Here is a 21,711-nt window from a genome sequence, read left to right on the forward strand (position 1 = left end):
TTCATTGCAGCTTGGCCTCCTGCTGCAGATTTGAATGCCTGATTACCTGATACCACATATAAGCCGATGAGCGCGGATGAAAAAAGTCAAAACGCAGCATATTATTATCCATATAAAAATCAAGCTTGCTGTTCAGATGGACGTTGATCCCTTCAAGGCGTTCAATTGGCAGCTTTAACGGCTCAGCATCGTGATGCGGCTTATAGAGCAAATAGCTGCGATGCCAGGTTAGCTTGCCTGTAGAAAGCTGCATAAACGGGCTTTCCTCTGATGATGAGACGTACAGCTTCACTTCATCTGCAAGCGCTTGCCGCCATGCCTTGTATAATTGCTGCTCATGCAAATTCGTTTTGGTATACTGCAGCTGCCAGGCGTTCCACTGATGAACGAATTGGAAGTGCATAGGCTTGTGCTTCGGCTCAAAATAACCCAGCTCATTATAAATGACGCTGTAGCCGCAAGCAGTGCAGCTAAACTGTCGGCCCTCAGAATGCAGCTTGCCAACCGTTTTGCAGGAAGGGCAAACAAACAGCGCCCGTTCCAGGTAATTGGCCAGCCCCTGGCCTTGGAAGGCAACTCGCTGCTCAGCCTGCCAGGCTATCTCATTGTACGCAAGCGCCGCTGTAATGCCTTGATGAACCGCCTCTACCGACATCGCTTGCAGCTCGCCTTCATCCCATTTCTTTTCGAGCGAAACCGTTATTTTGCCCTTGCGATCATGATCGGCCCAGCGAGGGTGGCTTAGATAGCCTCCTTTTACATGCCCGATTACAACCGGAATATTGAGCAGCTTGACCAGCTTGGCGGTGGCGTAGGCAATATCCTTTGTCGTGCCGTCCCAACAGCAATTGCCTTCTGGAAAGATACCAATTACACGATTATGTTTTTTGGCAGTTAGCATATTTCTAATCGTGCCCGTTTCGTTTTTGGCAGTGGCCTTCGGAATAGCGCCAGTGTAGTCCAGCACTCTTTTCAGGAGTGGATTGCGGAACAAAGGTGCGTCCGCCACAAAGCAAATCGGGTCTTCTACAAAGCAATTAATAAATAACGGGTCCCATTTATTGGTGTGGTTTGCCAGAATGATGTAGGGAGGCTTCAGCTTGGCAGTATCGTTGCGTTCGAGTTCAATTTGATATTTATGTTTAAGGTATGCTTTGATAGGGGAGAGAAGAAGCTTGCGCTCAAGCCAGCTTGGTCTTCGTTCTATACTCATGTAATCACCACTAACATAAAGTTTGTCAGCTCGATCATATCAGAAGTACAGGAGTAATGTCGAGAATAAGCTGCATTTCTCTTATAATTAAATAAATACTCGAAATTTGGAGGACAGGCATATGGAATGGACTAAAGTAACAACAGAGGAGCAACTGCTCGAGGCTAAAGCGATTCGACGCAAAGTTTTTATTGAGGAGCAGGGAGTTGCCGAGGAACTGGAGCATGACGAATACGATGCCTTGACCCCGCTATGCACGCATATTTTAGTGCTCGACCAGCAGCAGGCCGTAGGAACGGGCAGATTGCGCACGGTGGACGGTATTGGCAAGCTGGAGCGGATTTGTACGCTGCAGGAAGCAAGAGGCAAAGGTGTAGGTGCACTCATTGTGGAAGCGCTGGAAGCTGTTGCAGCAGAGAAGGGGATAAGCAAGGTAAAGCTTGGCGCTCAGCTGCAAGCGAAGGCATTTTATGAGAAGCTGGGTTATGAGACTGCCTCCGGCATATTTATCGATGCGGGAATCGAGCATGTTATGATGGATAAAAAGCTGTCTGGACAGTCCGCTCAGCCGGTAGACAGCGCCGAATCCAAGCTGTAACAAGAATGGTCCGCCACGGATTGCTTATATCCGCGCGGACCATCGTTTATTTATGCTGCATATTCATTCTTTGCTGCACATTCATTCTATTATGGATAGATTCGGGCTAATCATTACAGCCCAAGGCTTGCAAGAACATCGTCAATAATTTGACTGTTGGCGATAGGGCCAGTATACAACCAGCTTTTCTCTGGGCCGAATTCATGCAGGTTGCCGTTTTTGACAGCTTTAATTGATTGCCATACAGGATCGTTTAATGAAGCCGAGCCGGAAGCGGCATCGCTGTTAACGAGGAAAATATGATCGGCATCTAGCTCAGCCAACGCCTCTAGTGATACGGATTTCCAGATGCCGCCCTCTCCTTGAGAGATCGTCTCGACAAGCTTTGGCACTGCGAAGCCAAGATCGCTGTAAAGCACAGCGCCGCTTGATTCGCCTTCGCTAACCATCCAGAAGCTGCCGCCAACGAGCCAGATCGCTGCTGCCGAAGGTGTTTCGCCTGAAGCTGCAAGCTGCTCCTTGGCAGCGGCCGCCTTCGCCTCATAGTCTGCCAGCACCGCTTCTGCTTCAGCATCCTTGCCCAGCACATTGCCGACCTCTAGCAAAGCTTTTCTCCAATCTGCGTTGATTTCAGCACCTAGTGCATAGGTTGGTGCTATTTTATTGTAGCCATCATATTTATCATTGGCGATCAAGCTTTCATCTCCAATAATGATCAGGTCAGGATTATGCCCCGTTACAACCTCATAGGGCAGATCATGCGGCACAATCGGCACATCGGCCAGCTCATATTGCAAATAGCGCATTGGCGAGTCGGAAACGGACCATTGCGCAGCAGGCTTGACGCCTAATGCAACAAGATAATCCTCCAGATAGGAGGCGATTATGCGTTGCGGCTGAGCGGGAATCGTAACAGTATGGCCAAGCGGATCTGTCAACGTGCGCTCCGTTGCTTCAGCTCCACCTTCAGCCACGGTTTCATCAGCACCGTTTTGCCCGGACTGAGTGTTGCCAGCTGGATCACTTTCATTTGTCGCTTGATTCGGTTCGTTGCCGCCGTTTTGGCCGTTACTGCTATTGCCGCCGCATGCAGCAAGCAAGGAAAGCATCAGCATAAGGCAGCATACCATATAGATAGACTTGCGTGTTACGAACATTAAATTTCCCCCTGTTTGTTTGCTATAAATGATAAGGATTATCATTATCGGTTACATCTTATTATTCTAGCAGGGAACGTGGTGTTGTCTATGCCATATTGTCATTCATTTTATGCACAAATATGCATGGCTACCGCTGGCTCTGATGTCCTAGCAGCAATTCGCGCTGCAGCTCGAGCTGCTTGTAAAGCGAATATACATCATTGGCGTGAAAGAGCTGCCGATCAATCCAGTATATCCGCTGCTGCTGATAGGCCGTTATCGTTTGCCAGACAGGATGCTCCAGCAGCCGCTCTGCCAGCGCATGGCCCTCGTCTGTGAAATTATAGCTGATAATCATATGGTCAGCCGCAAAGTCCGGCATCTGCTCCATAGTGAGCCGCATAATTTGCCCTTTGCCGAGTACTTGCTTCTGTACATTTAACGGCGGAGTAAGCTTTAATCCTTCATATAAATTGTAGCCGCCCCGCCCGTGAAATTCGTTGAACACCCAAATATGCTGCTCAGACAGCTCATATAAGCCGACTGTTTCATGCGGTGCAATGACATGGGCCAGCTCCTGCCTGATTTGTGCAGCGCGCGCCTCATACTGTGCAATAAAGTCCTCCGCTTCCTTGCGGCGCTCCAGCAGCTCGCCAAGCTGGCGAAAGCGCTCAAAGGGGTTGCCGTAAGGCACAATGAGCGTTGGCGCGATTTTTTGCAGCTCATTGACAAGCTGTGGCTCCAGCCATTTGGGTACGATAATCAGCTCAGGCTCGAGCTCTATAACAGCATCGACCGACTTGCCAACATCAACGACCTCGTGCAGCTCCTGCTGCAGCAGCTTTAGGCCAGACAGACTGTAGAAGTAGGATGCACCGACCGGTTTTATGCCTAGCGCCAGCACATTGCCAACCCAATCGTAGACGACAATCCGCTTTAGCTGCTTGACATACTGTGTTGGCGAGACGCCTGTATGCTGCTTGAATTTTCTGCTCAAATACATGCCATTGGAATAGCCGATCTGCTGAGCGATGGCATCGAGATTGAGCGTGGACAGCAGCAAAAGCTCCTTCGCTTTTTTGATGCGGATCTGAGTCAAGTATTGAATAAAGCTTTCACCAGTCTCTTCCTTGAAAACTTTAGTGAAGAAGCGGGGATGAAAGCCTGCCAGTCGTGCCATGCTGTCGCGCGTAATATCCTCGGAGTAGTGCTGCTGCATATAGCTAATCACCTGGCGAATAGACTGGCGGTGATCGGCTGGCGAGCGAAGCTCGGCCTTGCTTGTCAGCTCCGTCTGCTGCACGATAAGCTGAAGCAGCTCGTAAAGACAGCGTTGCTGCTCCAGCGCCTGCCAGGCTGCGCTTCCTTCTTCCAGCGCGCAGAGCTGCTGCATCATATTGCTGATCGGCAAGTAAGTGGTAGAGTAAAGCTCGCCGTCTGGCAGCCAATCGCGGCTATAGCTGGCAAACTGTGCATCCGCCGTCTCCGCTTGCTCGCGCTTGATAATTTCGAACGATAAGCGGTACAGGTACAGGTCTGCATGAGCGAGACTGTGAATTTCGATAAAGCGGCCGCGATTAATAAAATAGAGCGAGCCAGCGTCGAGCATATGCGTCTCGCCATTAATGCTCAGCTCGCCTTTGCCGTCGACAACGAGCAGCAGCTGATAGACATCGACGGATTGGCGGATATGCTTATCGGCGGCAAGCAGCGTAATTTGCTCCATTTGCTTATATAAAAATAGCAGCTTCTCCATAGCCAGCTCCTTCTTAAAATGGCATAGTGATAATTGTTCTCACAACAAGTATATCACAATGGCGGTGTGAGCCAATCGATTATTGTATAATATAGTTAACATATGGAAAGAGGTGATGCAATGGAAGCAGGCTTCATGGCTTTTGACGCGCTTCATTGGCGCTGGCTTATTGGACTGATGCTGGGCATAATCGTGCTTACCGTTGTTTATGCCCGTGCAACGCAAGCTTGGCGGCTGCGCATCAAGCGCTTGCTCGCTTACTCGATCCTGATCGGTGAGGTAGTCAAGCTCTTTGTAGTGTGGCAGCTAGGAAAATCACTGCTCTATTATTTGCCGATTCATTTATGCGGCTTTGCAATTGTGCTGCTTATGCTGCATGTTTATCGACCGACAGCCTTGATTAACGAAATTTTGTTCAGCTTAACCTTGCCGGGCGCTTTAATTGCGCTAATTTTTCCCGGCTGGACGGCTGAACCTGTAATGGGCTTTATTCATATTCACTCCTTCATATACCATGGGATTATTACGGTTTATCCGCTTTTGCTGCTGGCTTCAGGCGAGCTGCGGCCCAATTGGCGGCAGCTGTGGAAGGTAGCGATTTTTCTTGCGCTAATTATTCCTTTCGTCTACAGCTTCAATGCCTACAGCGGCACGAATTATATGTTCTTGAATGCTCCGATTGCCAACTCGCCGCTCATGCTCATTTATGAGACATTTGGTGCTAATGGCTACATTGCCGGACTTGTAATGGTAGCGGTGGTGGTATGGCTGCTGCAATACAGCCTCTATGGATTGCTTGCCAAAGCGAGGGCTGGCCAAGGTCAAACTGCTGTCTAGGGCGTGTATGTAACCCCGCTTAGGGGCATCTTCCCCCGCCTGTTCGCCCCCTGCTGCGTTGCCTTTCCTTGACGTACAGTCGGTACGCCTTCGAAAAAGCGCCTTGCATGGAACGAACATTCGGCATAATCTGCTCCCTTCTGAGTTTGCATACACGCCCTAGGGCGATGCGTCCTGGACTAACAGCAAAAACACCTCTTGCCTCGAGCAATGCCGAAGCATCGCTTAGGACAAGAGGTGTTTTTGGCTCATGCTATGGGGTTAGATATGAGCTGAAACATGGTTTGTGATGGCAACTTGAAGGTCTGATGCTAAAGAGATGGCGGCTCTTTACACATCTGTTGCGCATCTGTGAGCTTAGCTGCTTCAGGCATAGTCTCGCAACATTCCGTACATTGAACAGTAGAGCAGCAGCGCACCATCTCTATCGTCTTAACCAATGCACATTTCGTTTAGGAGAGGAAACTAGAATGGACAACGAGCTATGTCATGAAGGAGGTGAGTACCTCACATAATGATATTGAGAATCATTATCATAATAATAGCATAGCTTTTTAAAGGAATCAAGAGCTATTGAGAAACATTTTCAAATAAATTTTTGAATTCATCCCTGACATGATGCTGAGCATTGGCTTGCACCGACTAAAATGGATAACACTGTAATGTTAGGCGGACTATCGTGTAAAATGGAAGGAACATGTACATCGCATCAGCGCTGTAGATAGGAGGAATGCCTAAGATGATAGAGCAACAGTCTGTTCAGCTTTCGGTAGCACTGGAGGAAGCCGGTTATACAGACAAAGAAGCGACGATTCGCAATATTTTCTTTGAAGTAAAAAGCGGTCAGCTTGTCGGCTTGATTGGTCCCAATGGGGCAGGAAAAAGCACCACGATCAAATCGATTATGTCACTCGCTCCTTACCGCAAGGGCGAGGTGAAGCTGGGCAGCAATGGAGAAACAGGCACCTATGCCTATGTGCCAGAGCAGCCGATCTATTACGACTATTTTACGCTATGGGAGCATTTGCTGCTGGCCGCATCCGTCAATAGCTTGGCACAGGAGGAATTTGAAGCTAGGGCACAACGGCTGCTGGAAAAATTCAAGCTTACAGAGCAGAAGCATCATTATCCGAGCAGCTTTTCTAAAGGGATGCAGCAGAAGCTGATGCTGATCATTGCGTTTATGCTGAAGCCTGACCTGTATATCGTGGACGAGCCTTTTATCGGGTTGGACCCGCAAGCAACGCTGGATTTTATCGGTTTGCTGAATGAAGCGCGCACTGGCGGAGCAGCGGTGCTAATGAGCACGCATGTGCTGGATAGCGCGGAGCGTTTATGCGATTCCTTCATTTGCTTGCATAAGGGAAGGATTGCCGCAAGCGGCGATCTTGCGCAGCTGCGCGTCAAAGCAGGCTTAAGCAGCGAGCATACGCTCTTTGACTGCTTTCATGCGCTTACTTCCGAGAACACGGATGCAGGAGATAAAATGGATCATCCGCAAGATAAGGATGTGATGTGATGCTGACGCCTAACAGGCTGTTTTTCGTGCGCTTAAAGCAGCATGTTCGCTACATCGCAAAATCATTGCGTTCCGTGCTGGATTGGACAGTTTGGCTATATGTGCTGGTTCCGCTGCTATTTATCGCATCAGGTCTTTACATCGAGCTGTGGACAAGAATCCCGGCTTGGGCCAACGATGTTCCCTGGAGCCTGATGCTCATTACTGCGGTCAGCTTTCTGCTGCTTAATGCCAAGCCGCATATCGGCGTAGAAGAAGCCGACCAGCTGATCCTGCTTCAGCATAAGCAATGGCTGCAGCGCGTCAAGCAGCTTGGACTTGTTTATAGTGTTATTATGGCAGCGCTGCGCTTGCTGATTCTGTATGCTGTTTTGCTGCCTTACTTAATGATTGTTGCCGAGCTCAGCAAGGCAGTTTTGCTTGAGCTGCTGCTATACAGCATTTGTACATCTCTTATTATGCTTATCGTGAATCAATACCTGATTAAAGAAGGAAAATGGTGGATGAGGCTAATACGTTCAGGTGTTCGTTCGATCGTGCTAGCCGTCGTATGGGTGCTGCCGGCCTTTGGGTATACTGTACAGCTATGGCCACTGCACTATTTTATAATAGCAAGTGCTGTGATCGCCATTGTACTGGCATGGCGTTACGCCGTTACCCCGCTCGCTTATGCGAGACAACTGCGGCAGGAGCAGGAGTTTCGTTTGCGTCTCACCAGTGTACTGCTCAGTCAGGTACACGAGACCAAATCATCGAAGCGCAGAAAGAGGCCGTGGATATTTCGCAAGTCGCAGCGTTTATTCAAACGCTCGGATGCGCATTATGTTATCAGCGAGCTAAGAATAAAAGCAATTCTGCGTTCGCCTTCTCTCCTGCAAATATGGGGCTTAATGATCGTTGTTGGCAGCTATGCAATTACGCTTGTAGATGGCGTTGGCGTTTGGGTAATTGTGGCAGGTCTTGTGTTTATTAAGCGTTCATGGCTGCATATGCAGTGGGAGCATTGGAGGACGGAGGATTATTTGCAGCTCTATTTGACTGAAGCCTATGCGGCTAAGAAGCTGTCGCAGCGTCTGTTGATGGGGCCTGGACTAGCCATATGGACCATCATCGCTCTCCTATAAGCGGTAGTTTAAAAATTGGACTTTGATGACGACGTAACTTCTTCGTAGCGGATTCGACGGCGAATATGTCACGCTACCGAAGGCTTCGGTGCTCACGTAGCTAGTGCCTACGCTGCGCTCCTCGCCTTCTAGTATCGTGCCATCTTCTTGGACCTGAAAGCCCAATTTTTAAACTTTCATTGGAAGGAGATGTTTAAAAATTGGACTTTGATGACGATGATGGGCGTTGTAGCTTAGTCGACGGCGAATCTTGAACGCTAGCGAAAACTGCGGTGCTCACGTAGCTTTGCTCTACGCTGCGCTCCTCGTTTTCTACTAGCGTCCAAGCTTCTTGGACCTGAAAGCCCAATTTTTAAACTTTCATTGGAAGGGTATGTTTAAAGATTGGACTTTGATGACGAAGCGACTTCTCTGTAGCGGATTCGACGGCGAAGCTTGAAAGCTTAGTTTTTTGAACATGCATTTTATAGAAGTTTTATGGAAGGGAGTTTAAATGATGGTTGTTGATTTACGCAAGCTGGATGAAGATTATATGGTGGAGTGGCTGGACAAGCTGCTTCGGATACCTAGCCCGAGCGGCTTTTGCAAGCAGATCATTGGTGTTATCAAGCAGGAGGCCGAGCGTCTTGGTTATCAGGTTGAGCTAACCCCTAAGGGCAATGCGATTATTACGATTGCAGGAGACGAACAGGAGAATGTGCTTGCGCTAACGGCGCATGTTGATACACTCGGCGCGATGGTTCGTTCTATTAAACCAAACGGCATGGTTCGTTTCACGCCTATTGGGGGCTACGCAATACAAACGGTTGAAGGCGAATATTGCCTTATACATACAAGAGATGGCCGCCAATATGAAGGTACGGTGCTGTCGACCAAGTCGTCAGTCCATGTGTTTAACGATGCTCGCGATTGGAAGCGGGAGGAAGCGAATATGGAAATTCGCATTGATGCTGATACGAGCAGCAAGGAGGAGACAGAGGCACTCGGCATCTCGGTTGGCGATTATATATCATGGGATCCGCGCGTGAAGATTATGCCTAGCGGCTGGATCAAGTCAAGGCATCTCGATGACAAAGCGAGTGTTGCCGCTTTGCTCGGTTTGCTGCAATATTTTCATAAGCAGGGCGTGAAGCCAGCTCGTACGACCACGATCATCCTGTCGACCTATGAAGAAGTGGGGCACGGCAGCTCTCATATCCCTGCAAATATTACCGAAATGATCGCTGTTGATATGGGCGCACTGGGCGATGATCTGTCAGCAACGGAGAAGGATATATCAATATGCGCCAAGGACTCGACCGGACCCTATGATTATGAAATGACAACAACTTTGATTGAGCTTGCCAAGCGAGAGAAGCTGCCGTATGCCGTTGACATTTACCCGCACTACGGCTCGGATGCTTCGGCTGCGCTGCGCGGTGGCAACGACATCCGGGCAGCCTTGATCGGGCCAGGCGTGCACGCATCGCATGGTATGGAGCGGACGCATCGCCAGGCGGTGTGGGGGGTTGCCGCTCTACTACTAGCCTACCTCATGGAACCTAGTAGCGGAGGTTTAAAAATTGGACTTTGATGACGATGATTGGCGTTGTAGCTTATTCGGCGGCGAATATGTCACGCTACCGAAAGCTGCGGTGCTCACGTAGCTTTTGCCGCAGCTAGCGCTCCTCGCCTTCTAGTATCGTGCCATCTTCTTGGACCTGAAAGCCCAATTTTTAAACTTCATTGGAAGGGGTAGTTTAAAAATCGGACTTTGATGACGATGTAACTTCTTCGTAGCGGATTCGACGGCGAATATGTCACGCTACCGAAAGCTGCGGTGCTCACATAGCTTTTGCCGCAGCTAGCGCTCCTCGCCTTCTAGTATCGTGCCATCTTCTTGGACCTGAAAGCCCAATTTTTAAACTCTCATTGGAAGGGGTAGTTTAAAATCCGACTTTGATGACGATGTGATGCTTCGTAGCGGAGTCGTCGACGGCGAATATGTCACGCTAGCGAAAGGCTATGCTTCCGAAGTATGTTTCCTGTGGAAACATTGAAGGTGCTCACGTAGCTTGTGCCGCAGCTAGCGCTCCTTGCTTTCTAGTATCGTGCCATCTTCTCAGTCCCGAATGCCGCCTGTAAGTCTGCTGCTAATCGTTGAAAAATAGGGTCATATAAAATATTTATGGGTCTAACATGCAATATCTTTATGCGGTTTATGGCTAACAGATATTGAACCTTATTTTCATTCTGTGTTACATATGAATAGAGGCAGCAATTGCAGGCTTACATTCTAGGGATGGGGGTCATATGATGGAAAGAGAACTGGCTTTGGAGATTGTTCGTGTAACGGAGATGGCAGCGCTGGCTTCAGCGCCTTGGATGGGCCGGGGCGATAAGAACAGTGCTGATGGTGCGGCTACTACTGCCATGAGAAAGATGTTTGACTCGGTATCAATTCACGGAACAGTTGTTATCGGTGAAGGGGAAATGGATGAAGCGCCTATGCTGTTTATTGGCGAAGAGGTTGGCAGCTTCCAGGGTCCTGAGGTGGACGTGGCGGTTGATCCGTTGGAAGGCACAGAGATTGTAGCCAAAGGCTTGAACAATGCCTTGTCGGTTATTGCAGTTGCGGATAAAGGCCAATTGCTGCATGCGCCTGATATGTATATGGAGAAGCTTGCTTATGGACCAGCGCTTGTCGGCAAGCTGAGCATTACTGACCCGATGGAGCTTACGTTGCAGAAGGCAGCAGCTGCACTTAACAAGCAAGTTTCCGATCTAACGGTCATGATTCTGGATCGGGCCAGACATGAGTCGCTGAATAAAATATTAAGAAGAACAGGCGTGCGGATTAAATTTTTGCCTGATGGCGATGTAGCAGGCGCGATGGCGCCAGCCTTCCCGGAAACGGGCATCGATTTATACGTTGGCTCTGGAGGAGCTCCAGAAGGGGTGCTTGCAGCCGCAGCGCTTAAATGCTTGGGTGGAGAAATTCAAGGTCGCTTGATGCCAGCCGATGCAACAGAATACGAGCGCTGTATTGCAATGGGCATTTCCGACCCTTACCGCGTGTTGACGATGGATGATATGGTTGGCACCAAGGATGTTATTTTTGCTGCTACTGGTGTAACGCCTGGTGAATTTCTAGGTGGCGTGCGCTATCTTTCCGATAATCGCGCAGAAACAGATTCAATCGTAATGCGAGCAAAAACGAGAACGATTCGTTATATTAAAACCTCGCATTACTTGCCTAACAAGCCGCTCGTTCATGAAGCGCAGCCTAAGGCAGCTGCTGTTAGCGGCGTCGAATAGGCCGCGCCGTGCAACAGGGAATAGGGCACATCTGATCTGCAATAGATAACGATAAATAAGTGCTTTTCTGAGGCCTATCTGTTCAGATAGGCTTTCAGATAAGTCTTTGTCAGCCGGAGCTAATGGAAATAGTATAAATACAAATCCTCTAGTGTTGGCTGCACATATTGATAGGCGGGCTCGATAAAGCTAGCAGACTCGAAAAGATTAGCTAGATCATCAGCAATTACTCTTACATGCAGCTTTTGCTCATAGTCTCGGATAATGCTGCTGATGATCAGCTTTTGCTGCAAGCTTGCAAGTGCTTGCTCGTCATCAAGCTGAAGCAGGGCGACCTTTTGCTTGATGGACGATAGCAGTTGCTCAGGATGGCCTTTTAATAAGATTTCTCCCTTTTTCATTACAATGATTTCTTTGGCAATATATTCAATATCCTGAACGACATGCGTAGCAATGAGCACGATTTTGTTTGCTGCTATTGTGGAAATGAAATTGCGGATGTTGATTCTTTCTTTAGGGTCTAAACCAGCAGTCGGCTCATCCAAAATGATCACTTTAGGGTCATTTAGCAAGGCCTGGGCGATTAGCAATCTTTGCTTCATACCACCTGAGTATGCGCTTATTTTTTTGTGAATAACTTCCTGCAGATTAACGACCTCAACGAGGTGAGCAATGCGCTCTTCAGCTTCTTTTTTCTCTAAGCCTTTTAAGGCAGCCATATATCGTAAAAAGCGATTGCCCGTAAAATCACTGTAAAGCTCCTGTTGCTGCGGCATATAGCCAAGCAAGCTCCGATAATGATCCCCCATTGCTGCAATATTTTGTCCGTTCCAGCTTACTGTTCCTGAGGTTGCTTGCAGATTGGCTGTAATAATTTTGATCAAAGTAGACTTCCCGGCACCGTTGGGACCTAACAGTCCATATATCCCAGAACTTAATTGAAGAGATACATTGTGAATAGCGGTTATCTGCCGATATTGTTTAGAAAGATGATGAATCGTTAGCTCCAAGGGATGCTCCCCTCCTCCAGTTCGTGTATGGGCGCAGCAGCAGCCTGCTCGCGAATGCGCAAATTAATCCGATTATGATAAACAAAGCTAGTTGAACGAGTAAGCCGTTAGGATCGGCGTTGTATAACTGCAGCATTAATAAGCGATTAACTGGATAGCTTGCAAATAAGTGCGGATAAAAAGCACCTGTAATTAACGGGAAGAGAAATAATACTATACAACAGCCTAACACCAGCACTTGTTTCTTCATTAGATACGACAGCATAAATATAACTTCTGATATAACAAATGACGCAGCCAGCTGCAGTAGGACGACCAGCAGCGACCACTGCCAAACTTTAACTGTCCACGTATAATGCTCGAAAAGCGGAATGCTCTGTATCGGTGCATTCCAATAAAAATGAGGATAGTAATTGAGCACATTTAAAAATGGCGGTAAAAAAACAATAATATAAAGAAAACAGATTATTATATAAGAGACTGCGCGCTTGCTCCGCAAAAGCTTGGTTTGTCCAAATCTTGAGCTGCACTGCAGCAAATGCATTCCTGAACGATAATCCGACGTAATGATTGTGCTAAGTGACAGCATAAGCAGCGTCATATAAATAATAGCGGTTAGCGAAACACGGAACGGATGAGCGAATAAATATTGACCAGCTGTTGCACTCATTAATGTTTGCTGTTGACCTGTTGACTGCTGCAGCATTAATAAGCTTCTCATTTGATCATAAAGCTTGTAGAAGCCGCTTGAGGCATTTGCTTGAGGCATTAACAGTGTCATTTGTGAGGAATAGCCACTAAGTTCAATTTTTTTCTCCAGCAATGCCTGCTCAAGGTGCTGTATCTCATTTGATATGCCTTGCAAGCGTTCCTTTTCTTGTTCAATTTGCTCAATTCTTTGTTCAGTTAAAGGCCCGCTAAATTTGCCCATATACTCCAAATAAGTACGTTCGATATGATCGAGCGCAATCGGCTCTTGCTGCAAACCGATATAGCCGAAAAAAAGCGCGCATATGATAAAGACAATCCCTTTATTCGAGATCATGTTTTTATACCACTCATGAACAAAGAGAGAATAAGATGATGTTGGGCGCAACAGCTTGCTTTTAAGTTTATCGAACACTGCCAGCCAGGTGACATTAGCACTTGTTTCACTTAACTTTTTACAATATATCCATACACTCGCTGCAACAGATATGATGATGGCAAGCAGCAAAAATACTAAATTAGTTTGTAATAGCGGCACAGGATAGCCGAACAGATTTAAATTGCGGTAATAGGTTAGCAGCTGGTCCGTTTGTAAAACATAAAAAAGATTGACGAATTTTAAAGCGCCTGCAGGTGAATAAGGATGAATAAAAATATAGCTTGCATATTGAATCGCTATGATCGATGCAGCTATTAGCAGAAGCTGCCCCAGATGGCGAATAGCAACGAATAACAGTGCTGACAGCGCCGCTAGCATTAGGAAAGCAAGCCATTTTAATAGGATGAATATGATAAAAAATTGGGCGATGGACAGTACATACTGCCCGCGTGACAGTCCAGGCACACTTTGTATCGAGCGCTCAATAAAATCCATACCGTAAAGATAAGACGTCATGGCAAAGCTTGAACCGAACACGAAAAAAAATACAAAGCTAATAGCTACAAAGTAAACCATTAGCTTGCTCAGTATCGTTTGCCTTCTGCCATGCTTCGTTGAGCGTATCAACAAATCCATTTTGTTTTCTCTTTCTTGATGGAAGATGAAGAAACCGAACACTAGCATAAAAAACAAGATTATATAGTCCTGCAGCCGATGCTTGAAAAAGGATTCGACCTGCTCATTTATACCTGGTTGCAGCGTAAGAGTGCCCTGCCGCTCAAAAGCTTGAGCAGTCGCTATAATATTACGATAGGAAAAAGAGTCCTGCTTTTGGAAGATGGAAACAGATAGCATATCATCAGCTTTGGAGGCTAACTGTTCAAGGAATACGGTATGATCGGCAATATGCGTGTACTGTTCCTGTAACAGTAGGTAAAGCTGCAGCTCTGTGCTCAACTGCTGCAATTGCTCCATCATTTCAGGCTGCTCCAGACTTGCGGCATAACCCTGATCCATTCGCTGCTGTAATTGATTGATACGGTGCTCTAAATCAGGTGAAACGGCTTCAGCAGGCATTTTAATATACTGCTGGGCTAACGTCTTGAATTGATCTCGCTGCTGTATTATAAATGAATGGCTTTTAACCTGCTCAAAGTAGAAAAATGCAGCATTTCCAAGCAGACAGCCTAGCAGTATGACCCAAAGCATACGTTTATAAAGCAGCTTAGTAAGCTCAAATCCGAGTAGCTTCATTGCCAACCTCCTGCTCAACGCGCATGTTAATGCTGGATAAAATAACTGAAGTTTACAGATGGAGTACTTACCCATTCATGAAAAACAGCATTGCCTGCTTCTATTGTACGCTTGTCTAAAATATACCATTTATAAAGATCCTCTTCTTTCGTATAAGCAAACATATGATCCTTGTTTCCGACATACAAAGTAGTTCTGACATTAAAGTTTGGCGTTGGGATAACATCAACAATATGATATTGATCATCATAAATTGTCAGCTCATTTTTAGTTTCAATATCAAGTATTTCATCATAGCCGAGCACTGGGAAGCTGTACAAATATGGATCGCTATCATGCCAATAGTAAAAGGATAAAAATGATGGGTTCAGATCAAGCTTTTGCGGATTTTGATTCTCAAGTGTAACGGTTCTCGCCTGCCAGCTTTCAGGATCAAGCAAATCTCCATTAAAAAGGGAATAAATGATCGTGTTATTTTTAATGCCATTTATGTAGCCGCTCAATGTCCCTTCTTCATCGGAAAACATTTTCTGAATGGTTTTGTTTTCTAAATCATAACGATAGTAGTTGGCAAACGGGGCGAGCGATTCTCTAAAATAAATATTTTTGCCGTATGGAAAAATATCTGAAATCATGCCCTGCGCCTGGTTTCCTTCGAAAATCACTTCTGGAGTTTTGTCTAACTGCTCCATATCGTAGGCAAGCAGCTTATAGCTTTCAGTTTCTGGATTAGTGATACGGCCAGTTGTGACATATAATTTGCCGCGATGTATCGAAAGGAAATAAGGTGTTTCTTCGAAATCCAGCACCACAGAGCGCTCACTGCCATCTGGTGCAATTTTCACCAGCTCAAACTTTTTAAGATCAAACAGCTTGTTCTTCAAATCAATAGCTTGCTGAAGCGTATATAAAGCGCCATCATAGTAAGCAAGAAAGTGTAAAGCATCAAGAGCAGAAAAATATACGAAGGCACTGCAGTTTTCAGGTTGCTTGTTGCTGCTAAGACAATCCGAATTAGGGTTGGAATCAAGCAATACAGGCTTCATCGTTGCTTTATCTGCATAATAAATGTAATTAGCATTTAGAAAATAATAGCCCTTATCAACCTCGACTATTCTTTGATTTCCTCCCTGCCAAAGAAGGTGGTAGGGGGCGTCGGTTTCCGCATTGTATTGATTACTATAATCGCGAGCCTCCTTGGAAGCGCAGCCTGTGCATATGATAGCTAGCATTACTCCTATTAAAGCATAAAGCAAGGAACGGTATAACTGCATCATGCAATCCTCCTAACTGGAAAAGGAGCCTAAGATAGGCTCCTTATTCCGGCTCATTATTGTAAATCTGTCGCTCCAGTCCAAGTGCCTCCATTATAGCTTACTATATGACTTCCGAATGCGCTTACAAATACGCTGAGAAATTACAATCTCGATTTTACTATAATTTGAAAATATTGTAAATAAGATTGCCTAAAATTATCTCATTTTGTCGCAATATGATATTAAACTCCTCTCTTGCGCATAATGTTAATCTGACATGCCGTACTTATTTACATTTAAGGTTGACAGCAGCAAAATCTAATGAGACCATTTGATTAGGAAGTAATTTACATTTAATAGAGGCAGCGATATTAAAGCGCCGACCGACTCACTACTACGTAGCTAGAAAGCATCAAGGAGATGAGTTCCATGAACAAAAAAATAAAGGCGATGATGATGTGGACTGGTCTTTTCATTCTGTTGTCGGTAAGTACTATTTACTACATTGCGAGAGTAGAATCTAATAACGCAAATGACTCTATCACAGAGCAAGCGGGCGGGGGGAGTGAAGCAGCGGCAGGAGATTATTATGTTTCACCTCATGGTAAAGACAGCAATCAAGGAACGGTGGATGCGCCGCTCGCCAGCATTCAGAAAGCGGTCGACTTGGTAAAGCCGGGCGGTTCCGTAATCCTGCTTGAAGGGGTATACCATCAAACGGTAAGCATCGAAAAATCTGGCTCGCCAGATGAGGGCTACATAGCCTTGCAAAGTGCAAAGGGACAAACGGCCATTTTGGATGGCAAAGGTGTTCGGCAGGTTGAGGATGGTGCGATCAGCATTTATAACGCCAGCTATGTTCGTGTAGAAGACCTTGAAATACGCCATTACGATACAAGCTCCGCTGATGTTACCCCGATCGGTATTTATGTGAGCGGCAGCGGCAGTCATATTGATCTTATAGGAAATCGTATTCACGATATGGGGACTAATGCGAGTGAGAAGTCAGGCGGTGGCAATGCGCATGGCATCGCCGTTTATGGCAACTCGGAATCTCCGCTCTCCCAAATTAATATGATCGACAATGAGCTATATAACCTGAAGCTGGGAGCCAGCGAGGCAATGGCGATTAACGGAAATGTGGACGGCTTCCAAGTGATACAGAACATTGTACGCGACAATAACAATATTGGCATCGACATCATTGGGCTTGAAGGAACCGCACCGAATCCTGAAGACGATCAGGCGCGAAATGGAATGATTCAACGTAACCAGGTTTACAACAATTCCTCTTATGGCAATCCGGCATACGGCTACGATTACTCCGCGGCCGGGATATATGTGGACGGTGGCAGCGATGTGCAAATCCTCGACAACGACATACATGATAATGATTTTGGAATCGAGCTGGCCAGTGAGCATGCCGGAGGCGCAACCTCTAATGTTGAGGTATCCTTTAATCACATCTATCATAATAGCGCGGCTGGCATAACGTTAGGCGGCTATGACGAAGAGCGTGGAAGAACGGAAAATTGCATCATTAAAGAAAATAAGCTAACTGAAAACAACGCCAAACGTCTTGGTTACGGTGAAATCAATTTAGCCTTCGACACAAGGAACAATCAACTGCTCAACAATGAAATTACAGCGAATGAGGAAGGGCTAATGATCACGAATGAGTTTAGCCAAAATGAAGGCAATAAGCTTGACTTTAACCACTATAGCAGTAAAGCTCAAGCATACTGGATTTGGAAAGGCGAGGAGTATAACCACTTCAACGCCTACCAGACAGAGACAGGAAACGATCTGCATTCAGATTTGAATATCCTATAGGAGGAGCTTGGAGGTTGGTATATGAAGCGGAAACAGACAGTTGTCACAATTGGCAAACGAATCCGTTATTATCGCACGATGCGGAACCTGACACAAGAGGAGCTTGCTGAAAGGATTAGCACCACAGGCTCCTACGTTGGCCGAATGGAACGCGGCGAACGAAATATGAAAGTGGAAACATTAGAAAAAGTCGCAACGGCACTAAACCTCAGCCTATCGACACTAATTAGTGGCGATAACGATCCCCTTCAAGACCATTTTTGGGTGCAAAAGAGTGTGTTGCTTCTGCTTGAACAAGACGAGCGCGGCCAGAAAAAAGCTTTTCTCATCCTGAATGAATTGTTCTCGGATTAATTTCATCGTAAAAGGATTCCGGCGAACCGTGTCGAATTTGTTTAAGATTGCAGAAGCCTAATAAATTTGATTGAAGAGGGATGGTAGGGATGAGTAAACTGGAAGCCTTAATTGAAGTAGCTCCTTTAATAAAGGCGCTGTTTAAAGACGAAGAAGCTATGATTGCAATTACCGACCTTGAAAAAACGGTTTATTTTGAAGCAGATCCAACGATGAATATTTCGGAAAAAGGCGCCTTGATTGTGCAGGGCGACGGGTTGTACGAAGCGATTCAGCAAAATGAGACGCTATATACAGAAGTGCCGAAGGAAGTAAAAGGCTTGCCGTTCAAAGCGATTACGATGCCCGTACATGATGAGCAAGGAGAAATTATCGGTGCGTTTGGAGTAGGCTTGTCCTTAGCGAAAAAGGATGCAATCGTTAGTGCTGCTACTAATCTGGCATCCTCCTTGCAGCAGATTTCTGCTTCTGTAACCGATATTGCCGATAAAGCTCAGGTGCTCACTACTGCGCAGGAGGAAACGGCAGCGCTTATGGACGTTATGAGCGAGCATGCGAAGCAAACAGAGGAAATTAGCCGCTTAATTGTTGAAATTGCCGATCAAACGCATTTGCTGGGCTTAAATGCTGCCATTGAAGCAGCACGAGCTGGCGAGGATGGCAGAGGCTTTGGCGTCGTTGCCAGCGAAATTCGCAAGCTGGCGCAAAACAGCCGCGATGCGGTTAAAAACATAGAGGAAAGTCTGGCAGCGATTCAAGCGTCGATCGAGACGGTCACGAAAAAAGTAGCCGACAACACGATGATGATTCAATCCCAGGCTGCAGCAACAGAAGAAGTGACAGCAAGCATTCAGGAGCTTGGCTCCTTGTCAGAGGTACTGCTTGATATGTCGAATTAAGCTTGCTTAATACATAACCCGATAAAATTTACAGGGTCAGACGTTTAGCATTCCGCCAAACGACTGACCCTGATTTGCGTTAGTCGAAAACATCAACAGCTCTATCAATCAACAGCCGTCTGCTATTGAATGCGCTCCAGCGGCTTCTCCGCCGGACCGTTCAGCACTTCGCCCTCATAGCTGAAGCGTGAGCCGTGGCAAGGGCAATCCCAGGAAAGCTCGCCGCTATTCCATTCCACCTCACAGCCCATATGGGTACAGGTCGTATCCACCACAAACAGCTTGCCATCCTGATCGCGATAACCGCCAGCCCGTTTGCCATTCAGCAGTACAACAGAGCCTTCGCCATTGCTCAAATCCTCCGGGTGACGCGTGCTGCTTTGAACCAGCTTGCCTTTAGCCATATGCTTGACCATATTGCCTGCATAGGTTAAGAAGGTTTTTACCTCAGGATCGGCATGGAAGCGTCTTGGCGTAAACAGCTCGGTATAAGGGGACGGCTCCTCTACAATTTGCTTCTCCAATAATAGCGCTGCTGTAGTGCCGGTCGTCATCCCCCATTTTTTATAGCCCGTTGCTACAAGCACCTGTGGATCTTCTTTAACAGAGCCGATAAAAGGCAGCTTATCCAGCGTTATGTAATCTTGAGCTGACCAGCGATATGGAATCGACTCAACGCCAAATGATTGCTCGGCAAATTGCTGAAGCGTCTCAAAGTGCTTAATTGTACAAATTCCTTGCCCGGTAGGATGATTTTCTCCGCCGGCAATTACATAATTTTCGCCGTTAACCACAACAGAGCGCAAGGAGCGGGTAGGATTTTCTACATTAATGTACATGCCGCCCGGATACTCCTGCTTCGGCTTAAAGCATACGGCATAGGAGCGCTCAGCATACATGCGCGCAAAGAAAAACTGCATATTATCGTAAAACGGAAAATGCGAGCAAATCACGATATGCTCACTGTGCACCTTATGCTTCTCTTGTGTTTCGACATACGACGGCGAGCCTTTCTTTACCGTTGTTGCAGTTGTATGCTCATACACCTTTAAGCCATGCTTGATGGCCAGCTGCAGCAGCTGCGTCAAATAGCGAACAGGATTAAACTGCGCCTGCTTGTACATTACAAGTCCAGACCTGATTTCAAAAGGAAGCGGGCTCGAATCCTTCAATTCTCCTTTAATGCCGAGCTTTTCATAGGCGCGCATTTCCTTCTCCAAGGATTGGATCTCATCAACTGTTCGCGTATAGAGCCAAGCATCCTCTTCTTGAAAATCACATGCCAAATCATGCTGATGGATCATTTGGCGAATCCACTGAAGCCCTTCGTGATTCGCTTCATAATATTGCTTGGCACGCTCCTCTCCAAAATGAGCAATAAACTCATCATAAATCAAACCGTGCTGACTCGTTATTTTGGCCGTTGTATGGCCCGTTGTACCGCTTAAAAGCTCACTTGCTTCAAGCAAAACGACGTTCATCCCTCGCTTCACCAGCAAATAAGCGAGTGTAATTCCTGTAATCCCGCCTCCAATAATAGTGACGTCTGCCTTAATATCCTCTGTCAGTTGCGGAAAATCTGGAAGCTTGGCTGAATCAAGCCAATACGATTGGGGAAATTGTGGAAGCTGCATATATAGAAATCACCTTTCTGCCTTGTTTTTTCTTTAAAAGGATGTAAACACGCACTTATAGTATTTTATGTTAGCGGATAATTTATGTAAGAAACGTATCTTTGAGGAATATGTATTCTGCGCAGCGAGAATAGAGTGGAAACGCTTGGGCAAAATAATTCGGAAACGAACTACCATTGAATGAATCAGGAGGAAATATAGTGAAACAAGTACAAGACATTATGACCAAAGACTGTTTGACGGTCACCCCTCAGGACAATATTTTTCAGGTTGCTGAGCTAATGGCTAAAAATGAAATTGGCTTTGTCCCTGTCGTGGATGAACAAGATCATACGAAGCTTGTAGGCGTCGTTACTGACCGTGACCTTGTAAGAAGAGGCTATGCAGCGAAACGTCCAGGCTCAACGGAGATTAGAGAGGTAATGAGCGATCAGCTAGTGATTACAACACCGCAAGAATCAATTGCCGAGGCGGCTGATTTAATGGCGCATTATCAGGTTCGCAGATTGCCAGTTGTCGATCAAGGCAAGCTTGTAGGCGTTATTGCACTTGGCGACCTGTCGTTAAACGAAATACCGAATACATCTCATGCACTGCATGACATCTCCGAGCAAGAAAATCATCTGCTTCAATAAGGTTCAGGACCAAGAAAAAGGTCAGGAACAAGAAAATAGCAGGCAGGCGTTGCTCTCCTGCAGCACTGCCTGCTTATGTCCTTATCGTTTAAGACAACAATTCGCAACATTCGCGTTCATTTGACAGACTTCAACAAATTGGCGGAGTTATTTGATTAATTGGTAGGAGATTGAAATTCTACAAATTAGTTCTATCTCTTCATATACAAGCCGCTTGCCGAACTTTAATATAGTAAGTGAAGCGTGAAGCGCTTACATATGAAAGG

Annotated in this window: 17 protein-coding genes; 10 read left to right on the forward strand and 7 right to left on the reverse strand. The window is 46.4% G+C overall.

From position 1 onward, the window contains the following. Position 1: 1 nt before the first annotated feature. Positions 2 to 1,213 (reverse strand): lysophospholipid acyltransferase family protein, encoded by a 1,212-nt coding sequence (locus KJS52_RS10785; protein ID WP_213514847.1) that lies wholly within the window; start codon positions 1,211 to 1,213, stop codon positions 2 to 4. A 121-nt stretch (positions 1,214 to 1,334) separates the two neighbouring features. Here KJS52_RS10785 and KJS52_RS10790 point away from each other — a divergent pair, with 121 nt between their 5' ends. Next, positions 1,335 to 1,811: a GNAT family N-acetyltransferase gene (locus KJS52_RS10790; protein ID WP_213514849.1), complete on the forward strand. Its 477-nt coding sequence runs from the start codon at positions 1,335 to 1,337 to the stop codon at positions 1,809 to 1,811. Between the two features lie 113 nt (positions 1,812 to 1,924). On the opposite strand, the gene KJS52_RS10795 is transcribed toward KJS52_RS10790, so the two are convergent. Together KJS52_RS10795 and KJS52_RS10800 are read right to left on the reverse strand one after the other, a co-directional pair. Then, a complete protein-coding gene (locus KJS52_RS10795) occupies positions 1,925 to 2,968 on the reverse strand; it encodes an ABC transporter substrate-binding protein (RefSeq protein ID WP_213514851.1) in 1,044 nt (347 codons plus the stop codon). A 130-nt stretch (positions 2,969 to 3,098) separates the two neighbouring features. Continuing rightward, a complete protein-coding gene (locus KJS52_RS10800) occupies positions 3,099 to 4,706 on the reverse strand; it encodes a helix-turn-helix domain-containing protein (protein ID WP_213514853.1) in 1,608 nt (535 codons plus the stop codon). 102 nt (positions 4,707 to 4,808) lie between these two features. Here KJS52_RS10800 and KJS52_RS10805 point away from each other — a divergent pair, with 102 nt between their 5' ends. The 5 genes from KJS52_RS10805 to glpX all read left to right on the forward strand — a co-directional run bounded on the left by KJS52_RS10805 (position 4,809) and on the right by glpX (position 11,483). After that, positions 4,809 to 5,543, forward strand: coding sequence for a YwaF family protein (locus KJS52_RS10805; RefSeq protein WP_213514855.1), 735 nt, complete (start codon positions 4,809 to 4,811; stop codon positions 5,541 to 5,543). A gap of 739 nt (positions 5,544 to 6,282) precedes the next feature. Then, positions 6,283 to 7,062, forward strand: coding sequence for an ABC transporter ATP-binding protein (locus KJS52_RS10810; protein ID WP_213514857.1), 780 nt, complete (start codon positions 6,283 to 6,285; stop codon positions 7,060 to 7,062). Next, on the forward strand, positions 7,062 to 8,186 hold the full coding sequence (locus tag KJS52_RS10815) for an ABC transporter permease (protein ID WP_213514859.1): 1,125 nt from the start codon (positions 7,062 to 7,064) through the stop codon (positions 8,184 to 8,186). The genes KJS52_RS10810 and KJS52_RS10815 overlap by 1 nt, the downstream gene beginning before the upstream one ends. Positions 8,187 to 8,682: 496 nt before the next feature. After that, complete coding sequence (locus KJS52_RS10820) at positions 8,683 to 9,759, forward strand: M42 family metallopeptidase (protein WP_213514861.1); 1,077 nt, start codon at positions 8,683 to 8,685, stop codon at positions 9,757 to 9,759. A gap of 722 nt (positions 9,760 to 10,481) precedes the next feature. Further along, positions 10,482 to 11,483, forward strand: a complete 1,002-nt coding sequence (gene glpX / locus KJS52_RS10825) for a class II fructose-bisphosphatase (protein WP_213514863.1) — start codon at positions 10,482 to 10,484, stop codon at positions 11,481 to 11,483. Between the two features lie 119 nt (positions 11,484 to 11,602). On the opposite strand, the gene KJS52_RS10830 is transcribed toward glpX, so the two are convergent. Genes KJS52_RS10830 through KJS52_RS10840 form a run of 3 tightly spaced genes read right to left on the reverse strand, consistent with a single transcriptional unit; the run spans position 11,603 to position 16,108 of the window. Then, complete coding sequence (locus tag KJS52_RS10830) at positions 11,603 to 12,493, reverse strand: ABC transporter ATP-binding protein (protein WP_213514865.1); 891 nt, start codon at positions 12,491 to 12,493, stop codon at positions 11,603 to 11,605. Further along, a complete protein-coding gene (locus tag KJS52_RS10835) occupies positions 12,465 to 14,834 on the reverse strand; it encodes a hypothetical protein (RefSeq protein WP_213514867.1) in 2,370 nt (789 codons plus the stop codon). The genes KJS52_RS10830 and KJS52_RS10835 overlap by 29 nt, the downstream gene beginning before the upstream one ends. Before the next feature lie 26 nt (positions 14,835 to 14,860). Further along, positions 14,861 to 16,108 carry a hypothetical protein gene (locus tag KJS52_RS10840; RefSeq protein WP_213514868.1) on the reverse strand — a complete coding sequence of 416 codons (1,248 nt, stop codon included), beginning with the start codon at positions 16,106 to 16,108 and terminating at the stop codon, positions 14,861 to 14,863. 411 nt (positions 16,109 to 16,519) lie between these two features. Here KJS52_RS10840 and KJS52_RS10845 point away from each other — a divergent pair, with 411 nt between their 5' ends. The 3 genes from KJS52_RS10845 (at position 16,520) to KJS52_RS10855 (ending at position 19,176) form a co-directional block, all read left to right on the forward strand. Beyond that, complete coding sequence (locus tag KJS52_RS10845; RefSeq protein ID WP_246563412.1) at positions 16,520 to 17,923, forward strand: right-handed parallel beta-helix repeat-containing protein; 1,404 nt, start codon at positions 16,520 to 16,522, stop codon at positions 17,921 to 17,923. A 21-nt stretch (positions 17,924 to 17,944) separates the two neighbouring features. Next, positions 17,945 to 18,277 carry a helix-turn-helix domain-containing protein gene (locus KJS52_RS10850; RefSeq protein WP_213514872.1) on the forward strand — a complete coding sequence of 111 codons (333 nt, stop codon included), beginning with the start codon at positions 17,945 to 17,947 and terminating at the stop codon, positions 18,275 to 18,277. Positions 18,278 to 18,366: 89 nt separating this feature from the next. Beyond that, positions 18,367 to 19,176, forward strand: a complete 810-nt coding sequence (locus tag KJS52_RS10855; RefSeq protein ID WP_281425585.1) for a methyl-accepting chemotaxis protein — start codon at positions 18,367 to 18,369, stop codon at positions 19,174 to 19,176. Positions 19,177 to 19,298: 122 nt separating this feature from the next. Here KJS52_RS10855 and KJS52_RS10860 read toward each other — a convergent pair whose 3' ends face one another. After that, positions 19,299 to 20,810, reverse strand: a complete 1,512-nt coding sequence (locus KJS52_RS10860) for an FAD-dependent oxidoreductase (RefSeq protein ID WP_213514876.1) — start codon at positions 20,808 to 20,810, stop codon at positions 19,299 to 19,301. A 200-nt stretch (positions 20,811 to 21,010) separates the two neighbouring features. Between KJS52_RS10860 and KJS52_RS10865 the strand changes: the two genes are divergently transcribed. Next, positions 21,011 to 21,445, forward strand: a complete 435-nt coding sequence (locus tag KJS52_RS10865; RefSeq protein WP_213514878.1) for a CBS domain-containing protein — start codon at positions 21,011 to 21,013, stop codon at positions 21,443 to 21,445. Positions 21,446 to 21,711 lie beyond the last annotated feature (266 nt).

The organism is Paenibacillus montaniterrae, assembly GCF_018403185.1.
Taxonomy (GTDB): Bacteria; Bacillota; Bacilli; order Paenibacillales; family Paenibacillaceae; genus Pristimantibacillus; species Pristimantibacillus montaniterrae.

Coding starts and splice junctions, on each gene's coding strand:
- KJS52_RS10795 (WP_213514851.1), bottom strand. CDS start 2,968: ATGTTCGTAACACGCAAGTCTATCTATATGGTATGCTGCCTTATGCTG.
- KJS52_RS10790 (WP_213514849.1), top strand. CDS start 1,335: ATGGAATGGACTAAAGTAACAACAGAGGAGCAACTGCTCGAGGCTAAA.
- KJS52_RS10805 (WP_213514855.1), top strand. CDS start 4,809: ATGGAAAGAGGTGATGCAATGGAAGCAGGCTTCATGGCTTTTGACGCG.
- KJS52_RS10845 (WP_246563412.1), top strand. CDS start 16,520: ATGAACAAAAAAATAAAGGCGATGATGATGTGGACTGGTCTTTTCATT.
- KJS52_RS10815 (WP_213514859.1), top strand. CDS start 7,062: ATGCTGACGCCTAACAGGCTGTTTTTCGTGCGCTTAAAGCAGCATGTT.
- KJS52_RS10820 (WP_213514861.1), top strand. CDS start 8,683: ATGGTTGTTGATTTACGCAAGCTGGATGAAGATTATATGGTGGAGTGG.
- KJS52_RS10810 (WP_213514857.1), top strand. CDS start 6,283: ATGATAGAGCAACAGTCTGTTCAGCTTTCGGTAGCACTGGAGGAAGCC.
- KJS52_RS10800 (WP_213514853.1), bottom strand. CDS start 4,706: ATGGAGAAGCTGCTATTTTTATATAAGCAAATGGAGCAAATTACGCTG.
- KJS52_RS10855 (WP_281425585.1), top strand. CDS start 18,367: ATGAGTAAACTGGAAGCCTTAATTGAAGTAGCTCCTTTAATAAAGGCG.
- glpX (WP_213514863.1), top strand. CDS start 10,482: ATGGAAAGAGAACTGGCTTTGGAGATTGTTCGTGTAACGGAGATGGCA.
- KJS52_RS10840 (WP_213514868.1), bottom strand. CDS start 16,108: ATGCAGTTATACCGTTCCTTGCTTTATGCTTTAATAGGAGTAATGCTA.
- KJS52_RS10860 (WP_213514876.1), bottom strand. CDS start 20,810: ATGCAGCTTCCACAATTTCCCCAATCGTATTGGCTTGATTCAGCCAAG.
- KJS52_RS10835 (WP_213514867.1), bottom strand. CDS start 14,834: ATGAAGCTACTCGGATTTGAGCTTACTAAGCTGCTTTATAAACGTATG.
- KJS52_RS10850 (WP_213514872.1), top strand. CDS start 17,945: ATGAAGCGGAAACAGACAGTTGTCACAATTGGCAAACGAATCCGTTAT.
- KJS52_RS10785 (WP_213514847.1), bottom strand. CDS start 1,213: ATGAGTATAGAACGAAGACCAAGCTGGCTTGAGCGCAAGCTTCTTCTC.